This window comes from Bacillus sp. FSL K6-3431 (assembly GCF_038002605.1).
Classification (GTDB): Bacteria; Bacillota; Bacilli; order Bacillales; family Bacillaceae_C; genus Lederbergia.
In genome coordinates, this window is sequence record NZ_JBBOCT010000001.1 from 2,638,416 (window position 1) to 2,655,469 (window position 17,054).

At 37.0% G+C, this 17,054-nt stretch carries 13 protein-coding genes; 3 read left to right on the forward strand and 10 right to left on the reverse strand.

Annotated features, from left to right (window positions below; translation table 11 throughout):
- Nucleotides 1–150: 150 nt before the first annotated feature.
- From MHB53_RS13135 to MHB53_RS13150, 4 genes are all read right to left on the reverse strand, one after another.
- Nucleotides 151–1,380: a cytochrome P450 gene (locus tag MHB53_RS13135; RefSeq protein ID WP_340919013.1), complete on the reverse strand. Its 1,230-nt coding sequence runs from the start codon at nucleotides 1,378–1,380 to the stop codon at nucleotides 151–153.
- A gap of 552 nt (nucleotides 1,381–1,932) precedes the next feature.
- On the reverse strand, nucleotides 1,933–2,472 hold the full coding sequence (locus tag MHB53_RS13140) for a PadR family transcriptional regulator (RefSeq protein WP_340919015.1): 540 nt from the start codon (nucleotides 2,470–2,472) through the stop codon (nucleotides 1,933–1,935).
- A gap of 35 nt (nucleotides 2,473–2,507) precedes the next feature.
- The gene (locus tag MHB53_RS13145; RefSeq protein WP_340919019.1) at nucleotides 2,508–2,696 is read right to left on the reverse strand and encodes a hypothetical protein; all 189 of its coding nucleotides are present in this window, start codon (nucleotides 2,694–2,696) and stop codon (nucleotides 2,508–2,510) included.
- A gap of 522 nt (nucleotides 2,697–3,218) precedes the next feature.
- On the reverse strand, nucleotides 3,219–4,457 hold the full coding sequence (locus tag MHB53_RS13150) for a DUF4073 domain-containing protein (RefSeq protein ID WP_340919022.1): 1,239 nt from the start codon (nucleotides 4,455–4,457) through the stop codon (nucleotides 3,219–3,221).
- 713 nt (nucleotides 4,458–5,170) lie between these two features.
- Here MHB53_RS13150 and MHB53_RS13155 point away from each other — a divergent pair.
- Complete coding sequence (locus tag MHB53_RS13155) at nucleotides 5,171–7,177, forward strand: LamG-like jellyroll fold domain-containing protein (protein WP_340919026.1); 2,007 nt, start codon at nucleotides 5,171–5,173, stop codon at nucleotides 7,175–7,177.
- Between the two features lie 234 nt (nucleotides 7,178–7,411).
- Here MHB53_RS13155 and MHB53_RS13160 read toward each other — a convergent pair whose 3' ends face one another.
- The 3 genes from MHB53_RS13160 to MHB53_RS13170 form a co-directional block, all read right to left on the reverse strand.
- Nucleotides 7,412–8,458 carry an ABC transporter permease gene (locus MHB53_RS13160; RefSeq protein ID WP_340919031.1) on the reverse strand — a complete coding sequence of 349 codons (1,047 nt, stop codon included), beginning with the start codon at nucleotides 8,456–8,458 and terminating at the stop codon, nucleotides 7,412–7,414.
- 21 nt (nucleotides 8,459–8,479) lie between these two features.
- Nucleotides 8,480–9,967: a sugar ABC transporter ATP-binding protein gene (locus tag MHB53_RS13165; protein ID WP_340919033.1), complete on the reverse strand. Its 1,488-nt coding sequence runs from the start codon at nucleotides 9,965–9,967 to the stop codon at nucleotides 8,480–8,482.
- A gap of 104 nt (nucleotides 9,968–10,071) precedes the next feature.
- Nucleotides 10,072–11,055, reverse strand: coding sequence for an ABC transporter substrate-binding protein (locus MHB53_RS13170; protein WP_340919035.1), 984 nt, complete (start codon nucleotides 11,053–11,055; stop codon nucleotides 10,072–10,074).
- Nucleotides 11,056–11,406: 351 nt separating this feature from the next.
- On the opposite strand from MHB53_RS13170, the gene MHB53_RS13175 reads away from it, so the two are divergent.
- Together MHB53_RS13175 and MHB53_RS13180 are read left to right on the forward strand one after the other, a co-directional pair.
- Nucleotides 11,407–11,622: a hypothetical protein gene (locus MHB53_RS13175; RefSeq protein WP_340919037.1), complete on the forward strand. Its 216-nt coding sequence runs from the start codon at nucleotides 11,407–11,409 to the stop codon at nucleotides 11,620–11,622.
- A gap of 89 nt (nucleotides 11,623–11,711) precedes the next feature.
- Complete coding sequence (locus MHB53_RS13180; RefSeq protein ID WP_340919038.1) at nucleotides 11,712–12,221, forward strand: YfiT family bacillithiol transferase; 510 nt, start codon at nucleotides 11,712–11,714, stop codon at nucleotides 12,219–12,221.
- 469 nt (nucleotides 12,222–12,690) lie between these two features.
- Here MHB53_RS13180 and MHB53_RS13185 read toward each other — a convergent pair whose 3' ends face one another.
- The 3 genes from MHB53_RS13185 to MHB53_RS13195 form a co-directional block, all read right to left on the reverse strand.
- Nucleotides 12,691–14,763, reverse strand: coding sequence for a beta-galactosidase (locus tag MHB53_RS13185; RefSeq protein WP_340924698.1), 2,073 nt, complete (start codon nucleotides 14,761–14,763; stop codon nucleotides 12,691–12,693).
- Between the two features lie 120 nt (nucleotides 14,764–14,883).
- Complete coding sequence (locus tag MHB53_RS13190; RefSeq protein WP_340919040.1) at nucleotides 14,884–15,735, reverse strand: sugar ABC transporter permease; 852 nt, start codon at nucleotides 15,733–15,735, stop codon at nucleotides 14,884–14,886.
- A gap of 2 nt (nucleotides 15,736–15,737) precedes the next feature.
- Nucleotides 15,738–16,994, reverse strand: coding sequence for a carbohydrate ABC transporter permease (locus MHB53_RS13195; protein ID WP_340924700.1), 1,257 nt, complete (start codon nucleotides 16,992–16,994; stop codon nucleotides 15,738–15,740).
- Nucleotides 16,995–17,054 lie beyond the last annotated feature (60 nt).

Below are 17,054 nucleotides of genomic sequence, written 5' to 3' on the forward strand. Positions count from 1 at the left end.
GCAAATGCTCTAATGAAGAACAAAACGTTTTTTATACCAACTGCCAATAATTCAGCTAATGTAGATCCTAGGATGTTTTCCAGAAACCTATTTTGTCTACTGACCATATATCCCACCGGAAATTTCAGATAATGTCTTTGTCTTTATAAATTATTTATAAACCTTGAGAGGTAGATGTGTTAATGATTGACCGGGGGCTGAATCTGTTAAATTACTTTCTAATTCGAATGACTCCATTGATTCAATTCTAGAATACCTTTGTAGAAAGTTTGTAAGAATGACTTTTAATTCTAAACGCGCAAGTGGAGCACCCAGGCAAAAGTGAGGTCCGTTACCGAAAGTCAAATGCTTTTTATTATTTGGTCGATGAATATTATGGACAAACGGATCACTGAACATATTTTCATCCATATTTGCTGCACTCATCCAAGCTACAATAACGTCTCCTTTTTTTAAATTTACTCCTAATAAATTATTATCTTTCTTAACGGTACGATCTCTCCTGCTCATATGGAAACGATAACGTAACATTTCTTCAACAGCAGTAGGAATGAGATCTGGATTAGTACGTAAATCTGAATACAAATCTACGTCATCGTATAAAAGAGAATAAAAAGTAGTAGAAATCATATGACTAGTAGTTTCTATACCAGCTCCTAAGATCGCCATAGTCATTTCCACAATCTCCTGATCGGTAAGCTTTTCTCCATCAACTTCAGCATTAATCAGATCTGATATAATATCTTCTCCTGGATTTGTACGCTTTTGCATAATGATCGGAAGTAAATACGAAAAAAATTCCTGAATAGCGATGTTTTTTCTTTGATCAATTTTTTCTTGAATTTCCTTTTTATATGGTAAGAATAATATATCTACCCAGTTTTTAAATAATCCTATATCAGGTGAAGGGATTCCTAGTAAATCTGACATTACTATTGTAGGCAGAGGATTGGCTATACCACCAACAACATCAATCATTTCTTCGTCTCCCAATTGGTCTAATAGAACTTTAGCAGTTTGGTGAATGCGAGGTTCCCAATTTGCTAGACTTCGAGGTGTAAAGGCAGCTGCCAGTAACCCCCGTCCTTTTCTGTTTTTAGGTGGATCAAGTGCAAAGGAATTTACTTTACTGTCTTTCAAGTTGTCTTCACTAAATTTTACTGAGATCGTTGTACGATATCCTTCACTTGAAAAGTATTCATAATCGCTTAATACTCTTTTGACATCATCATATCTGAATACATTCCATGTTTTCGAAGATTCGTTATAGCTCACAGGTTCATTTAATAACATATGCTTATACCAATTGAGTGGATGGAATTGTTCTGATCGCGTCGTAAATACTTTAATATCTTCAAATGATATTATTTCTTTCTTCAAAATACAATCCTCCTCATACTTTTGTTAAATTTTTTAACTTTCATTAAAATTAAAGTACTTTGATTAAAGTACATTTTCATACTAACCCGAAAATTCACTTAAGTCAACGTGCGATAAGTATGAGCCTAAACATGAGTACTTAGGTCCATGGATTGATTGGTGAGTTAAATTAAATATATATCAGAGTCATTAAAGACTATGCACAAACGTACAAAATGATTGTCCATGGAACTTCTAGGATCAAAGCTTTGTTAACAGCTTGTTGAATTCTTCTTCTAATAAGAAGAGATTATTATTCTCTTTGGTTTTACTAAATGCTGGGTATTAAAGCTATGGTTAGATAGTTAGTTGAAATGCAACTTTTCGCATTCTTAGAGATATAAACTTTAAAACTCCTATCCTTTTACGAAAGGGAGTTTTCTCCTTCTTATTGAAAATTTCCTTCAAAATTGATTCATAGTCTAGCCTCTGATGATTGCTCACCAAGTTTAAAAATCTCCTAAGGACCTCTAAATCACGCATTAAACATCTTTGGGGCAACTTACAACCCCTTTATATTTCCCGACGTTGAATCTGTTGAATTAACTCTCCAAGCCAATAAATTGTGTGCTCAGATTTAGTTGAAAAATAACCAGCAAAAAATTTTCTAAGCCTCTCATTATCTTGGTCGATCTGAACAAACTCTTCAAAAGACTTAACTTCCTCCCAACGAGCCTTTAAATTGTTTAATTTATATTCTAGTATTTCTACTACTTTTTCACGAACTACAAACTTAATATTTGATATAGCTACTACCATATCATTAATATCATTCCCGTTTTCAAACAACTTATAGATCTTTTTCGGCAGTTCTTCACGACCTTTAGCCGTAATCCCAAAAACTTGCTTATCAGGTCGATTTTCTTCTTTTATGATTTCTACTGTCTCAATTAAACCTTGTTTTGTTAATGAATCAAAATGGTAGTACAGTTTACTTTCTGTTAACCCACTTAATCGATCCAACGGAATGGGCTCTGAAAGCTGCTTTTTTAATTTATAAGGATAAGTGTTATCCTCCATCAGGTTACTCAATATAAAAATCTGAATGGACATTCTCTATGCTCCTTTATCTCTTTATTTTAGCAAAGCTATCCTGTGACGTCAGCTTCATTTCTTACATGTTCTTTATCAGCCCTGGTTTCCAGAACTTCTACTGGCATTGGTTTGTGGATAATTAACATCGCAACAGCACCAACCGCAATCTTTGACCAAATGTATGGAATTGGACTAATACTGCCATACAGTTTTGTGTAGTACGTCCGTACCGAATAATACATTGGAGAAATGTCGCTCATCCATTCATATGGTTAGTACATCATTTCACGTGTAATTGTGGCACCTTTTGCTAATGTTTATAATAAAATTGGCAAGTTTATAATCATACTGCCTTCAACAAGTAAGAAAATTACTACTGCCGTAAAGTTAAAACATACCATATACCTGAAATATTCATAGTATTTCTTTGATTATCCACCAAGCATTCATTTGATCTCGATTGTTCATCAGAAAATATATGATTTTGGTTTCATTTATGATCTAACTAGAAAGTATGAATAATTCAGGTCAATTGAATCATTCTTTTATAAAAAAGTTTGATCATTTCTGTGATCCTTCCTCCATTAAGCAGCTTTTTATGAACAAAAAAAGCGTAGTTCTTTTCCCTTATCAAATATAATTCAGGGTCTATTTCCAGTGCAAAAATGTGAATTTTGTACGCTTAGTTTGTTTAATTGTCATATAAACCAGATCTAAATATAAAACAGAGCGTTTGGAGAATCAACGCTCTGTTTTATTCAGAATTATTTTTTGAAAATGACCTTTTGGGATAATCCATCTTCTAAATTCATTTCACCTTTATGACGCACGAATACATTTTGGTTTCCTTCGAATTTTGGAGGGTTCATTTGATCATAGTCAACCCAGTGACTTTTCCCATTAACGGAGTATTCCATGTAATCGGTAGCGCCGATTAATTCATTTTTTTCATCATCAGCTTTAACATTAGGTGGTAATTGAGCAACAGTACCATTATGCACACCAAGCTCTTTAATGACTTTATCTTTTTTATAGTCATATGCTTTTATCTTTACATCTTTTCCGTTCACTTCAACCTGAAGTCCCTGTTTAAAATCAGAACCTGTCGCCACTTCTCCACCATTGGACCCAGCCGATGCCCAGCCCATTTGAATACCAGCTGTGTTCACTACAGTAAAACCACGCTTATCTCCACCTTCTACTACTTTTTTACCCGCCCAATCAGGAAGATTAAGATCCCAGTGACTGTGACTTGTGAAGAGAATGACTTGAGGATAATCCTTTAAGATTGCTTCTAATTTTTCTTGGTCTAAGTAATCACCTGTATACGGTGATTGAGTGGAGCCTGAAATACTATCCTTGAGGATATGATGACTAAAGAGAAAGATTGGTTTATTTGCATCTTTCTTTGAATATTCCTCAAGATTCTGTTTTAACCAATCAAGCTGTACATCACTAAGATAAACCTCATCCCATAAAGATTTATCATGGTAGTGCATATATTTTTCTGTTCCTAGGAAAAGGAACGGATATCCGTCTAATTCTTTTTTATGGTAGACTTTCTCTTCGCCAGTAAAATCATAGAAATTTTGGAACATTTCTGATTCCAGCGTATTATTTGGCCATGTACTTTGTGCTAATTTATTCGGTGTAGCCCATTTCGGTTTATAAAATTCATGATTTCCTATGCTGTACCATACGTTTTCTGGATGAGGATTACTATCTAACACCTGTTGTACGGCTAGATATTCAAAGTCCCATCCCCTGTCTGTAATATCGCCATTAACAATTAATGCTTTCGAAGCAGGGTTTACCTGTTTCATATCGTTAAGTACATGCCTAAAGTCATTATAATCTCCTTGAATGTCACTAATGACATCAAAAGTAAGGTTCGGATCTTTTGAAAATAGATGCTCATCCAATTTTTCTTGAGCTGATCCTGAAAAAGTACCTACATTGAAAAGAATAGATGTTGCCATAATACCTGTTACTAGCTTTTTCACAATTATTCCTCCTCATTTAAAAATCTACAAAACTTTACTTGATAAACTATACAAGTTCATTATAAATAGAATATGTTAATGAAGTATGAATCTTAAGTAAATTCCACATTAAGAAAAGTAAATCAAATTAATAACACGCTTCTTTTTGTTTCTTTAATTGGTTTCAAGACACCCCATAAATTTAGAAACGAAATAAGGTGATGTCCGATTATGAAGACCAGATTCAAAACCTATACGCTGGGAATTGGACCAAACCCTTTCAGCACATTCTCTCCATAAAACTCCCCCTTTATGATTCCATGTTTCTTGAGCACTTCAACGCTCACATAGACACATGATTAAAAGATGAATGCACCATAATTTTAAAAAATACGTATTTTGATAATGGGGTCCACTTTAGGATTTACAAATTCTTTATGGTAAAACTTGTAACTATAACACATACACTTAGTTTTTTTACAAAACCAGTTTATTAGTTGAAAAAATGAAATGCAATCTTGAAAACAACATAAAACAAATTAATTTTAAAGATTGTAATGACTGTTCATATTGTTTGTTGTGTTTTTTACCAAAGTTTAAAGAAAATTTACAAAAATCTACTCATATATTTACAATCCTCAACTACAATTTAAATGTCGGACTATTTTAAATTGGAGGGAAAATGAATGAAATCTAACTTGTTTAAAAAAGTAATAGTGGGTACAACATTAACCATGGCGATGTCGTTTGCTGCAACAAACACAAATATTCCATATAATGTATTATCCAACAGTATGACTACCGTTGCATTCGCTAATGAAGAAACCGTTCTCGACTTGAAGTTTGATAACAATACAAACGATAGCTCTTCAAGTGTCGTAACTCCTTCAGTCTTAGGCAATCCCGAATTTGTTAAAGGACGCATCGGACAAGCCATCAAATTTAAATCCCCAGGACAATATGTAGACCTGGGGAATCGCGACGAGTTCCGTTTCGGTGAAAGCACGGATTTTTCTGTTGCCTTCTGGATCAAATCGGATGGAATCAAGGGCGATCCTTCCATCATTTCGAATAAGAGCTGGAATTCCGGAAGCAACACCGGGTGGATTTTAGCCGCAAACGGTTCGGGTGAACTCATTTGGAACTACAAAACATCCGGGAGCGAGCGATTGGATTACCACATGCCTAATGTTGCGGACAATTTATGGCATCATATCGTTGTCACGCATGACCGAAAAAACGGAAGTGCACGCTTTTATAAAGACGGAAGCTTGATTAAAACAGTGGATATCTCTGGAATGAAAGGAACGCTTGACTCCTCCTTTACAACTAAAATTGGTCAAGATGGTACAGGAAAATACAGTTCTACTCTGAATGCACAGGTGGATGAGCTTCAGATGTATCGAAATGTCTTGAGCGAATCGGAAGTCCGCGCAATGTACGATAGCGCTCCTCCGCTTCCACCCACTTTAGTAGAATCCGTCTCACTGGACCAGACTAATGTCAACCTGAAAGCTGGTGCACCTATGCCGCTAGCAGCGACTATCTCTCCAAAAGATGCAACGGTAAAAGAGGTTGTCTGGACCTCCAGTGATGAAACAGTAGCGAAGGTAGAAATAATCAACGAACGTCCGACTATTATTGCTGGAAAGCCTGGAGACGCAACGATCACGGTCAAAACCGTCGATGGTGAAAAAACAGCCATGGCCAAGGTCCATGTATCTAACTCCATCGATGTGTCGGGAGATGGGCTGTTAACTAAAGATGATCTAAAAATCATCCTGAAAAACCAAAATAGTCGTGAAGGTGACAAGCGTTGGAAGCAAGCTCAAAAAGCGGATATTAACGATGATAAAAAAGTGGATCGATCTGATGTGCAAATGATGAAAGATAAGTTAGCTCCTTACAAGGATGATTTTCTTTACAAGCGAGTAGTATTTGTCGGGATCGATGGAGCTGGGAACGCAGTAAAAAACCCACAAGCTAATGCAAAAAATATCCAGAAACTAATAAGCGAAGGCGCTGGAACATATGAAGCGAAAGCAATGCTACCGACGATAAGTGCAGAAAACTGGGGTGCTATGTTTCATGGAGTCGTTCCTTTAAAACATCAACTCACCAACGCTATCGTAGGTGAAAATCCTTATCCTGAGAATAATCCTTATCCGTCTTTTATGAAAATGCTGAAACAAGAGCGTCCTATGCTCCAACAAGCTTCATTCACCACATGGTCACCGATCAACAAAGGAATCATTGAAGATTCTGCAGGTGCTTATAAAGTAAATGGTGGGAAAGATGAAACTACGACACAAAAAACTGTGGATTATATTAAAACAGAAGGTCAAAACACCCGCAACATTTTTGTTCATTTAGATGAGGTGGATGGTGCCGGTCATGGCAATGGCTATTACACCCCAAAATTTTATGAGCAATTACAAAAAGCGGATCAGTATATTGGTCAAATTGTCCAAGCATTAGAAGAAGAAGGACTAATGGATGATACGCTAATCGTCGTTACTGCTGATCATGGTGGGACACGTAGTGGTAGTCATGGTGGAAACTCTCCTGAGGAACAGACTGTTTTTTGGGCAGCAAAAGGAAAATCAATTAAGTCTGGTACTACGTTATCCGATGTAGAAGTGGTAGACACTGCCGCTGTCGTAGCCCATGCGCTTCGTCTGGATATCCCAGAAAATTGGGATGCACAACTCCCGGCAGGACTATTTCAAGACAAAAAATAAGAACCGTTAAAAACAGGTACCATTTTCTTCAAAAAGAAAAATGGTACCTGCTTTTCATTAATCTTCAGGCATGTATGATGCTTTATCAAAATGCACACCATGACAAGCAAGTGCATCTCCATGGTCACTAGCTTAAATGACTAACGTGCGTTTATCAAGCCCCAATTCTTTAAGTATTTCCTGCAAAATCTATGTTTCAACCCTAAACAAGAAAATTCGGGGAGTGCCATTCCCCTACGAAGTCTTCTCTTTTTTTTGCAAAAGTACTGCGCCGATTACAATAAATCCTTTAAATGCTTCTCTTAAAAAAGGTGGCACGCCAAATAGATTTAATAGATTGTTCATGACGGCGATGATTAACATGCCATACACGGTTCCAAGGATGAATCCTCTTCCGCCCATCATACTAGTTCCACCCACTACTGCCGCTGCAATTGCATCCATTTCCATTCCTCTTCCTGCATTGGAAAAATCCATCGAACCAATACGAGAAACTTGAATAATAGCAGCGATCGAAACGAGAAGTCCCATCAAAGCATACACGCGCATTTTGACTTTATCCACATGGACACCTGAAAACTTTGCTGCTCTTTCATTGGATCCTACAGCAATGATCTGCCTGCCAAAGATGGTTCTCTTAGAAACATAGTAAAGTATATACGCAATGACGGCCCAGTAAATAATTGGCATGATCATATAATTGCCAATTTTAAAACTAGCAATCTGTAAAAATTCCATAGGTATTTTTGTATTATAACCCTGCATGAAATGCTGTGTAACACTTCTAAATATCATCATCGCACCTAGGGTTGCAATGAATGGAGGTACTTTCCCCCTAGTAACTGTTGCGCCTATTAGTAATCCTAGTAAATATCCAAATATTAGCACTAAAATGATTGTGATAATAAATGCCGGAATTCCTACTATTCCTAACATACCCAAAATCCCCTTGTTTCCAGTGTCAAGTAGAATCATGGCAAAAGCACCTGTGGCAACCAATGTCGAACCTACTGCTAAATCAATTCCTCCCGTCATAATAACTAAAGTCATCCCCAAAGCAATAATTCCTATACCCGCATTATTCCTTAGAATGTTAATCCAGTTATTGATCCAGGATTGTAACCAACTGCCGAATGAATCATATTCAAATCCCAAAACCAAAGTCTGTAATATAATCATGATTACGAGTGCAACAGCTATGCTAAACAATGGTTCGCTCGTCCACTTATGTTTGAACCACACAATAACGTTTTTATTACTTTTTACAGTGGCTGTTTCCATCTTGGCATTCCTCTCCCTTGCTTAAGTCAGTTGCCCACCCGTAGCAAGATTCATGATATTATGCTCATTCATTGCCTCTCCAGAAACTTCTCCTTGAATCACACCATGGTACATGACAAGCGTCCGATCACATATGCGTATGATTTCATGCGCTTCACTGGAAAGGACGACTATGGCAATATTTTCATCAGCAAGTTTCAAAATGATATCATAGATATCTTCTTTTGCTCCGACATCGACACCTTGCGTAGGGTTATCTAAAATAAGCAATTTAGGACCAGCCGCTAACCATTTAGCTAGAACTACTTTTTGTTGGTTTCCACCTGAAAGACTATTAATGCTGTCTGTAAGCTTTCCCATTTTTAAACTTAATGTTTCGCGCTGTACCGCAAAAGTTTTCTGATGTTTTCGCATGTTAATGATGCCTCGTTTTGAAAATTCTGGCCACGTAACAATCGATGCATTCTCAATGATATCCAGATCCTTAATAATTGCATTTTCTTTCCTATTCCTTGGAAGATATGCAATTCCTTTTTTGATTGCCTGTGTCGTACTATTTATTATCACTTCTTTTCCGCTCAAATATATTTTCCCTGAGGAAACCTTATCCGCTCCAAAAATAGATTGAAAGAGTTCACTACGACCATCACCAAGAAGCCCGGTGACCCCGACGATTTCGCCCGCTTTTATAGAAAAACTAATATCTCTAAAGGCATGGTTATATGTAAGGTGTTCTACACGCAAAATCTCTCTCCCTAGACTTTTATTCCTTAATAACGGTTCCGTTCTCACATCATAACCAACCATAAAACGCGCAAGATCGTTAGTAGTTACCTCTTTGACATTTCCTTCTGCCACCAAGTTTCCGTCTCGAAGCACGAGATATCGATTGCAAACCTGCATGACCTCATTTAATTTATGAGAGATAAAAATGATACCAACATGATGATCTTTCAACGAATTCATCATTGTGAATACGCGTTTAATTTCCCGATCCGTTAATGAAGTCGTAGGCTCATCCATGATGATAATCGATGCATTCGTCATCATTGCTCGGCATATTTCAAAGATTTGTTTATACGAAGCATCAAGGTCGCCAACCATCATTGCAGGATCCATATCCACGTTCATTTGCTTAAAAATCCTTTCAGTTTCCCGAAACATTCTATCTAGATCAAGACTTCCACTTTTGGTTTTAACCTCCCTACCTAGGAACATATTTTCATAGATAGGCAAATCGTTGATTAAATTCAGTTCCTGATGGATAAACGCTATTCCCGCTTCCTGCGATTGTGCTGGAATACTGAATTCCACTTGCTCCCCATCTACGGTTATCGCCCCTGAATCCATTTGATGGACGCCACCCAGTATATTCATTAATGTTGATTTCCCTGCCCCATTTTCACCTAGTAATGCGCAAATTTCACCACCTTTTAGTGTGAACGACACATCTTTAAGTACATCATTGCTGCCAAAGGACTTTCTGATATTTTTCATCTCAATTATCATGTAGTCACCTCCACTCTTTTGAAAGAAGAGGCTATAGCTGTGCCATAACCCCTCTTTTATCTGTTCTATGGTGGAACTGAATTTAAGATCCAGTTTTGGTTTTCCTAATACGGGGAATTTCCGTCTAGGAACTCTTCATGATTCTCTCTATCTACAACCGTTGTCGGAATAATCGTCACCTGTTCCACTTCTTCTCCATTTAAAAGCTTAAGCGCCACATCTACGGCATCTTTCACCATAGCTGGGCTGTAAAGTGCTGACTGTATCCAGATATCTTCATTTTCTGGCATCATTTTAAAGTATTCCTGCATACCGCCACCAGTTACCACTTGAACATCCGTTCTTCCAGCTTCACTAATAGCCTGTAGTACACCAATAGAAGTTTCATCATCCATGGAGAAAACCGCGTCAATCTTATCATTGCTTGTTAAAATATCAGCAAAATCCTTCAATCCATCTTCTCGTGTAAACTTCGTAGCATAGGTAAGAAGATTCATATCAGGTGCAATCTTTTCCATGGTCTCAACAAAACCTTTCTTTCTTAACCCCGAAACAGAACCGGAAGAAGGAACTTCCAGCACAACAACATTTCCTTCATTACCAATTTTTTCTACAATATAGTTGGCTCCTTGAATACCCATGTCCTCGTTGTTTCCGGAAACGCGATAAACACCTTCCGTACCGATTTCAATATCAAAATTTACAACCTTGATACCAGCATCAAGCGCTGTCTGTATAGGAACCTCCATACCTTCCCACTGTGGAAATGCTACAATGGATTCTGCTCCCCATGTCATCAAATCATCTAATTGTGAAGTCATTTCTTCCGCATTCGTACTCGTTTGAACTTGATATTCAATCTCATCAGATAGTTCTTTTGCATGTGCTTCTGCATGATAAGCAACTGCCGCAACCCAACCATGTGTCACGGCCGGTGCAAGAATACCAATCTTGTGCTTTTTAGTACCTGAATCCTTTTCCGAATCGTTACCTACACTATTATCCTTTATTTCTCCACCACCGCATGCACTAAGAAGTGGGACCATAAACAACGCGAGCAACATCAATAAATTCAAAGCTTTTCTCATTAGACTTACCTCCCCCTAATTGTGTGGGTGCCTGGTTGTGTGGGTGCCTGGCACTCACAAACTTCTATTTACAAATATTGTGTGAGTGCCAGGCACCCACAAACTTCTGAAGGAAAACTGAAGTGAAATTTGAGAGAAAATCGAATAAATTCAGTACATAATACAAGCCTTATAATAATTTATGTAGGCCCATACACACATATTCTAATAAAAAGTAATATTTCTTTTTGCGTTGATTTACACAATACTGATGTATATCAACCTCTATCAATAGAAGAACAAGCATTAACACGTCAAAAAGCAAAAGGTGCAAATCATAAAACTTCACGAGGAACCTGAAAAAAAGAAGGAATGACTTTACAGATTGCTGCAGTTGCCACGCCTGTAGAAAAGAAAACTGCCTTTGGGCCAAATTATTTAATACAGGAAACCGAATCTTATTATAAAACAAACTTAGATTTACAAAAAAAATTGCCGCCATTAGATTTTACTCACTCTTTTGAAAGATTTAACCGAGAAAATGAGAATCTTGAGATCGAATATTTAAGTGAGGAAAAACCATTTTAATTACATTATAAATGTCATTCCTGCTAGAATAATTTATGTACTATTAAATAAGTAAAAGAAATAACGAATAGGGAAAAGGGGGATTGAAAATGGATGTAAGATATCCAATTGGGAAATTACAAGTTCCTGAAAAAGTAACATTAGAAAATATTCAAGAATGGCTAAAGGAAATCGAAACTTACACGATTCGATTAAGAGAAACTGTTGACTCATTAAGTGATGAGGAATTAAGCAAAACATATCGTGATGGTAGCTGGACAGTTCGTCAACTTGTTCATCACATTGCAGATTCTCAGTTGAACATGTATCAACGTTTGAAGCTGACTTTAACAGATGAGAATCCAACAGTACCAGCTTTTGACGAAGAAAAGTGGGCTATTCAACCGGATACAAAGCTTCCTGTAGAAAGTTCTATTAGAATGCTAGAAGGTTTAAATGAGCGCATCGTATCTTTAGGATATAATTTAACTGAAGAGCAATTAGATCGAGCTTTTACTCACCAGAAAAATGGTAAAATAACAGTTGCAACAAAAGTTGCAAAATTAGCTTGGCACGAAGAGCACCACTTAGCCCATATAAAAATCGCATTATCAAAATAATACAATATGTATGGAATTGGCTTATCGAACTTCGATAAGCCAATTTTTTAAAAAAGAAGGAATAATTACAGAAATTTTATTCTACTAAAGGGCGCTTTAATTAAACAAGCAGCTAAAAGGATCTTTCAAAAGTTAAATGGGGTAGGGAAAAAAGAAGCTTTTAACTCTTTGAGTATACAATTCGTGGTGCCTTTCAAAAATTCTAGGTATTACACCTCAAATGGTACGCAGACATTGCGCTGATACTAGCTTTGGGAAGTATTCTACACTGAAGAAAAAGATAAGAAAAATCCTCCCTTATGCGGAACATAAGGGAGGATTTTTTGACCAAATGACAGGATTGCTACGAGTAAAACAAGAAAGGAAGTAACAGGTACTAGAATTAACGCTAAATAGTACTTGTTTACTGGTATAGTTTACAGTATTCCTCTTCAACTTAGATCAAGATTACGAATTAGATCAGAATAGTTTATGCTGATATTCTTGATTTCTTAACTACTCTCACTTCATATTTTTCCAATGTAAGATCTCCTATTAACTCTTCTCCAGTGACCATATCTATAACTGGCGAATGGAAGGTAATAGGTTGGCTTTCTTCCGTAAAATTCATCACAAAAACATAATCATTATGATCATCCTGCCTAGCTTGTACGGAGACGCCTTTTCCATGCTTTACTGGAAGTACGGGTTCTAGCGATAACTCTTTAATCAAATCTTGATAGAAGTGGCGATGAAACACTTCATCTAGTCGTGCCCCAATATAATAGGCTTTCCCTTTTTTATACGGATGGCTCGTAACTGCAGGTGTATTCGCATAAAAGTCCTGCTGGTAAACGCCTTCTGCGGTTGCCGTATTCATCTCAATAACTGTTGCATAATCATGCAGCGGATAAGTTTCATTTCGATAAGTGACATAGTTTACATCTTTTGGATATAATGTATCTGTTTCAATTGGTTTCATTCCAAAAACCTCTTGCAAATCTTGATGCCATCCACCTAAATACGTTAAATCCTGTTCATTCACTATACCGCTAATATAAGTCGTCACTAGTCTTCCACCATTGGCAACAAACGTTTTTAACCGTGAGATCGTTTCTTCACTCATTAAATAAAGCATAGGAACAATCAATAATTTATAGCCAGAAAAGTCATGTTCCTTCGTGATGACATCTACTGGAATATCATTCTCCCAAAAAGTCCGATAATGCTGCTGTAAAGTTTGTGGGTATCTCTTCGTTTCCATTCCAAAGCCTTGTGCGTCATTTAAAGCCCAATTATTTTCCCAATCATAAAGAATACCCACATCAGCTGGTCGACTTGTCCCAACTACATCAGATAACTGCTCTAATGTTTTACCAACATCGGCCACATCTTGAAGCACACGATTATTTGAACTATTATCGTGATCGACAACTGCGCCATGAAATTTTTCCGATGAGCCCCGTGATTTTCGCCATTGGAAATACATGACACTATCAGATCCATGTGCAACCATTTGCATTGCGGAAAGCAAATGCATACCTGGTCGTTTCGCTTTATTAATATTATGCCAGTTTACAGCACTTGGAGTGGACTCCAATAATAGAAATGGTTGTTGTTTTAAGCTGCGATATAAGTCATTGATAAAGCCAACTTTTATTGCCAAATCCTCCGTCGTTTCCCAATCATTATGCCAAGCTGGATACGCATCCCAACTAATTACATCTAAATGTTTAGCAAATTTACTATAATCTAGTGACTGGAATGGTATTAAATCAAGTGTATCCGCCATGAAATTTGTTGTGATCGGAATATTGGGTGTTACTTCTCTTAAGGGCACAACTTCATTTTCATAGAAAGAAATGGTTTGATCCGTAACAAAACGGCGCCAGTCTAAATTTAGGCCATGGACTGCATTTTCACCTATTGGCGATGGAGACTCAATTTGTGACCAATCACTATACGTGTGACTCCAAAAAGCCGTCCACCATGAATCATTTAATGACTTGAGATCGTGATTATATTTATCTTTAAGCCACTCTCTAAATGCATCTTGGCAGTGGTCACAATGACATTCTCCACTATATTCATTGGAAACATGCCACATGATTAATGCAGGATGGTTACCATATCTTTCAGCTAGTAAGCAATTAATATGTTGTGTTTTTTCACGGTAAACAATCGAACTAAAACAATGATTATGTCTTCCACCATGCAATTCTTTCGTTCTGCTCCCATTTACACGGAGAACCTCAGGATATTTCTCGGATAACCATGCAGGACGCGCCCCACTTGGAGTAGCTAATACTACACGACCACCGCTTTTATAAATATTTTCGATAATCTCATCCAGCCACTCAAAGTTAAATACTCCTTCTTCTGGTTCAAGCGCACTCCATGCAAATATTCCTACCGAAAACGCATTTGTATGCGAATGCTTCATCAATTTAATATCATCCGCTAAAATATCAGGACGATCCAACCATTGATCTGGATTATAATCTCCCCCATGAAGCATAAAGTTAGCTGATGTCACACTTTTTTTCTGATATTTTGACATAATACTCTCCTCCTACTATTGTTGTTGTTTGGGTGCCAGTTGTTTGGGTGCCAGGCACTCAAACAACTCAAACAACTCTAAAACAATTCTGAATTGTGTCGGTGCCAGGCACTGCTAATACCGCTAGCCTTTCGTTCCACCAGATGTTAATCCGGAAACAAAGTTCTTTTGCAGCATAATAAAGATAATGGCAATTGGGATACTTATTAAAATTGCGCCAGCTGCAAATGTCGTATAGCTAGCCCCCATTGCTTGATTCACTAGATTGTATAATCCAATTGGCAATGTATAAGATTCAGGTGATCTTAGAATAGTAGATGCCAAAATGAAATCTCCTAGTGGACCTGTAAATCCATTCATCGCCACTACTGCAATCATTGGCCTAGATAAAGGCATAATAATTTGCCAAAATATTCTTGTGTTACTTGCCCCATCTATTTTCGCACTTTCATCTAAATCCATCGGAATCGAATCCATATAGCCTTTCATTAAGTACGTATTCATCGGAATTTGCCCGCCGATATATAGCACTATTAAAAGCCAATGACTATTCATCAAGCCAAGGATTTGAGCTAGTACAAATAATGCGATTAAGGCGGAAAACTGTGGAATCATTTGTAGTAGCAAGAAAATCGTTAGAGCATTCTTCCTCCCCTTAAAACGAAACCGTGAAAAAGCATAAGCTGTAAAAGAAACACTTAATATTGTTCCAATCATCGTAAATACACTAATCTTAAGTGAGTTTACATACCATTTACCGTATTGCAGACTTTCCTTTCCCGCAAATAACTCTTTATAATGCTCAAAGGTTGGGTTTTTCGGAATAATCGATGTGCTAACCAGACTATTTCCTGGGTTAAAGCTTGCCCCAACCGTCCATAGCAAGGGATAAATAATAATGACCATCATAAACAGCAAAATCGCATAAGAGCCAAGGAGTCGAATGAATTTCTTTCCCTTCATATCTGTCAGCATCCTTAAGCCCCCTCTTTAAATGAGTTTGTACGTCTGAATTGCCATAGTGCAATCGCAATGACAAAGACAGATAACAAAATAGTTAATGCAGCTGCTAGAGAATATTGACTTGATTGCATCGTCAATTTATAAATCCAAGATACTAATATATCTGTACCCCCAGCTGTTGATCCAGGCATTGCAGGACCACCGCCATTGAATAGGTAAATAATATTAAAATTATTAAAGTTAAATGTAAACTGAGTAATAATAATTGGAGCCATTGCTATTAAAATCATCGGCATTGTTATATGCTTGAATTTCGCAAAAATAGACGCGCCATCAATGGTTGCCGCTTCATACAGATCATCAGGAATAGATTGCAAAACACCTGTCGTTACGATGAATATGTATGGAAATCCTAGCCAGCCTTGCATGAGAATCAGTGCCAATCTTGACCAATTTGCATTTGTCAGCCACAGTATAGCGTCTATTCCAAAAGCTGCTAAAATATCATTATTGATTGCTCCAAAACTATCATTAAAAAGACCAGCAAAAATCAAGATTGTGACAAAACCTGGTACAGCCCATGGTAAAACAAGAACTGTCCGGATAAGTTTCTTAAATTTAATGTCTTTTTGGTTTACGACTGTAGCCAAGAAAATCCCTAGAGAAACCTGAAGTGTAGTAGCCACAAGCGTCCATATTACAGTCCATCCTAAAACGTCAAAAAAGGTAGAACGCCAAATATCGACTGTAAATATTTGTGCAAAGGTCTTTAATCCAACCCAATCTGCCAAATTAGCAGGTGGAGAATGATATAAATCATAATTAGTAAAGGCTAACGCAAAACTAAATAAAATCGGGAAAATCACCGCAAAAATCAAGATAAATAGCGATGGACCACTAACAACATAAGGATAACCTTGTGATATTAAGTTTTGATATTGCTCCTTCAGAGAGCTTAGTTCTCTATTGTCATCTCGTAATTCCCCATTCTTATAGGCGTCTCGTAAATTAAAATAATACAGACCTAAGCCGAAACAAAGCACAATAATAGCTATTATCCCTTCTGCTAGAAGGAAAATTGAATTATCACGTGGTACTTCCGTTCCTAGTGTGAAGAGTCCCCAAAAACCCATATTAAACAGATCTCCAAATACAGCAAAAAACGATCCACCAATAATAAGGAGTATTAGGCCTTTTACCCATTGTTTATTATATAACTGGCCAAGACCAGGAATGATCGATAATAATAAGGCTAACTTTCGATGTTGCATCTTTTTCACCTCTTTTGATAACATCATTGAAAAAACTCACCAGATAATAAATGGAGTCAA

Excerpts from the sequence above, each read along its gene's own strand:
- MHB53_RS13140 (WP_340919015.1), bottom strand. The coding sequence starts at position 2,472 with ATGTCCATTCAGATTTTTATATTGAGTAACCTGATGGAGGATAACACT.
- MHB53_RS13145 (WP_340919019.1), bottom strand. The coding sequence starts at position 2,696 with ATGTATTATTCGGTACGGACGTACTACACAAAACTGTATGGCAGTATT.
- MHB53_RS13155 (WP_340919026.1), top strand. The coding sequence starts at position 5,171 with ATGGCGATGTCGTTTGCTGCAACAAACACAAATATTCCATATAATGTA.
- MHB53_RS13160 (WP_340919031.1), bottom strand. The coding sequence starts at position 8,458 with ATGGAAACAGCCACTGTAAAAAGTAATAAAAACGTTATTGTGTGGTTC.
- MHB53_RS13165 (WP_340919033.1), bottom strand. The coding sequence starts at position 9,967 with ATGATAATTGAGATGAAAAATATCAGAAAGTCCTTTGGCAGCAATGAT.
- MHB53_RS13170 (WP_340919035.1), bottom strand. The coding sequence starts at position 11,055 with ATGAGAAAAGCTTTGAATTTATTGATGTTGCTCGCGTTGTTTATGGTC.
- MHB53_RS13175 (WP_340919037.1), top strand. The coding sequence starts at position 11,407 with ATGACTTTACAGATTGCTGCAGTTGCCACGCCTGTAGAAAAGAAAACT.
- MHB53_RS13180 (WP_340919038.1), top strand. The coding sequence starts at position 11,712 with ATGGATGTAAGATATCCAATTGGGAAATTACAAGTTCCTGAAAAAGTA.
- MHB53_RS13190 (WP_340919040.1), bottom strand. The coding sequence starts at position 15,735 with ATGCTGACAGATATGAAGGGAAAGAAATTCATTCGACTCCTTGGCTCT.
- MHB53_RS13195 (WP_340924700.1), bottom strand. The coding sequence starts at position 16,994 with ATGCAACATCGAAAGTTAGCCTTATTATTATCGATCATTCCTGGTCTT.